General features: G+C 50.9%; 1 rRNA gene. It reads left to right on the top strand.

The features are described from left to right. Positions 1 to 105: 105 nt before the first annotated feature. A 23S ribosomal RNA gene (locus JCM19043_RS15485) occupies positions 106 to 3014 on the top strand; the annotation flags it as partial.

Here is a 3014-nt window from a genome sequence, read left to right on the forward strand (position 1 = left end):
TTGTACCTTGAAAACTAGATAAAGAAGTATGACAAGACATCAAACTTTGTAAGAAATAAAGACCAAACGTCTTTTTACTGTAGTAATAAAGAGTTTACTCATATTAGTTAAGTAAGAAAGGGCGCACGGTGGATGCCTTGGCACTAGGAGCCGATGAAGGACGGGACGAACACCGATATGTTTCGGGGAGCTGTACGTAAGCTTTGATCCGGAAATTTCCGAATGGGGGAACCCATCACGTGTAATGACGTGAGATCATTAACTGAATCCATAGGTTAATGAAGGCAGACCTGGGGAACTGAAACATCTAAGTACCCAGAGGAAGAGAAAGCAAATGCGATTTCCTGAGTAGCGGCGAGCGAAACGGAATCAGCCCAAACCAAGAAGCTTGCTTCTTGGGGTTGTAGGACACATCATATGGAGTTACAAAAGTAGCATTTACACGAAGCGACCTGGAAAGGTCCGCCATAGAAGGTAACAGCCCTGTAATGGAAAAATACTACCCTCCGATGTGGATCCTGAGTACGGCGGAACACGTGAAATTCCGTCGGAATCCGGGAGGACCATCTCCCAAGGCTAAATACTCCCTAGTGACCGATAGTGAACCAGTACCGTGAGGGAAAGGTGAAAAGCACCCCGGAAGGGGAGTGAAAGAGATCCTGAAACCGTGCGCTTACAATTAGTCGGAGCCCGTTAATGGGTGACGGCGTACCTTTTGTAGAATGGACCGGCGAGTTACGATCCCCTGCAAGGTTAAGCCAGAAAAGGCGGAGCCGCAGCGAAAGCGAGTCTGAATAGGGCGTATGTAGTAGGTGGTCGTAGACCCGAAACCGTGTGATCTACCCATGTCCAGGGTGAAGGTCAGGTAACACTGACTGGAGGCCCGAACCCACGTATGTTGAAAAATGCGGGGATGAGGTGTGGGTAGGGGTGAAATGCCAATCGAACACGGAGATAGCTGGTTCTCTCCGAAATAGTTTTAGGACTAGCCTCAAGGCATGTATCTTGGAGGTAGAGCACTGATTGGACTAGGGGCCCTACCGGGTTACCGAATTCAGTCAAACTCCGAATGCCAATGATATTACCTTGGGAGTCAGACTGTGGGTGATAAGGTTCATAGTCGAGAGGGAAACAACCCAGACCGTCAGCTAAGGTCCCAAAGTATACGTTAAGTGGAAAAGGATGTGGCGTTGCACAGACAACCAGGATGTTGGCTTAGAAGCAGCCATCATTTAAAGAGTGCGTAATAGCTCACTGGTCGAGTGACGCTGCGCCGAAAATGTACCGGGGCTAAACGTATCACCGAAGCTACGGATTGATCTTTGATCAATGGTAGGAGAGCGTTCTAAGTGCTGTAAAGTCAGACCGTGAGGACTGGTGGAGCGCTTAGAAGTGAGAATGCCGGTATGAGTAGCGAAAAAGAAGTGAGAATCTTCTTCACCGAATGCCTAAGGTTTCCTGAGGAAGGCTCGTCCTCTCAGGGTTAGTCAGGACCTAAGTCGAGGCCGAAAGGCGTAGACGATGGACAACAGGTTGATATTCCTGTACCACCTCCTTTTTGTTTGAGCGATGGGGGAACGCAGTAGGATAGGGAAAGCGCACGGATGGAAGAGTGCGTCCAAGCAATGAGTGAGTCAGATAGGCAAATCCGTCTGGCAATCACAGGTTGTGATGGGGAGAGAAAATAGTATCGAAGTTCCCGACTTCACACTGCCAAGAAAAGCCTCTAGTGAGAAAAGTGGTGCCTGTACCGCAAACCGACACAGGTAGGCGAGATGAGAATTCTAAGGTGAGCGGGAGAACTCTCGTTAAGGAACTCGGCAAAATGACCCCGTAACTTCGGGAGAAGGGGTGCTTCTCATTCTGAGAAGCCGCAGTGAAAGGGCCCAAGCGACTGTTTAGCAAAAACACAGGTCTCTGCGAAGCCGCAAGGCGAAGTATAGGGGCTGACACCTGCCCGGTGCTGGAAGGTTAAGGGGACATGTTAGCTTTATAGCGAAGCATTGAACCGAAGCCCCAGTAAACGGCGGCCGTAACTATAACGGTCCTAAGGTAGCGAAATTCCTTGTCGGGTAAGTTCCGACCCGCACGAAAGGTGCAACGACTTGGGCACTGTCTCAACGAGAGACCCGGTGAAATTAAACTATGCGTGAAAATGCGCATTACCCGCGACAGGACGGAAAGACCCCGTGGAGCTTTACTGTAGCCTGATATTGAATATTGGCACAATTTGTACAGGATAGGTGGGAGCCTTAGAAGCGTGAGCGCTAGCTTACGTGGAGGCGCTGGTGGGATACCACCCTGATTGTGTTGATCTTCTAACCCAGGACCGTGATCCGGTTCGGAGACAGTGTCAGGCGGGCAGTTTGACTGGGGCGGTCGCCTCCCAAAGAGTAACGGAGGCGCCCAAAGGTTCCCTCAGAATGGTTGGAAATCATTCGTAGAGTGCAAAGGCAGAAGGGAGCTTGACTGCGAGACCTACAAGTCGAGCAGGGACGAAAGTCGGGCTTAGTGATCCGGCGGTACCGAATGGAAGGGCCGTCGCTCAACGGATAAAAGCTACCCCGGGGATAACAGGCTTATCTCCCCCAAGAGTCCACATCGACGGAGGTTTGGCACCTCGATGTCGGCTCATCGCATCCTGGGGCTGTAGTCGGTCCCAAGGGTTGGGCTGTTCGCCCATTAAAGCGGTACGCGAGCTGGGTTCAGAACGTCGTGAGACAGTTCGGTCCCTATCCGTCGTGGGCGTTGGAAGTTTGAGAGGAGCTGTCCTTAGTACGAGAGGACCGGGATGGACATACCGCTGGTGCACCAGTTGTTCCGCCAGGAGCATAGCTGGGTAGCTACGTGTGGAAGGGATAAGTGCTGAAAGCATCTAAGCATGAAGCCCCCCTCAAGATGAGACTTCCCATCTGTAAAGAGTAAGATCCCTCAGAGACGATGAGTAGATAGGTTCGAGGTGGAAGCATGGTGACATGTGTAGCTGACGAATACTAATCGATCGAGGACTTAAC

This window comes from Halolactibacillus sp. JCM 19043, from assembly GCF_001310395.1.
Classification (GTDB): Bacteria; Bacillota; Bacilli; order Bacillales; family Amphibacillaceae; genus Halolactibacillus; species Halolactibacillus miurensis.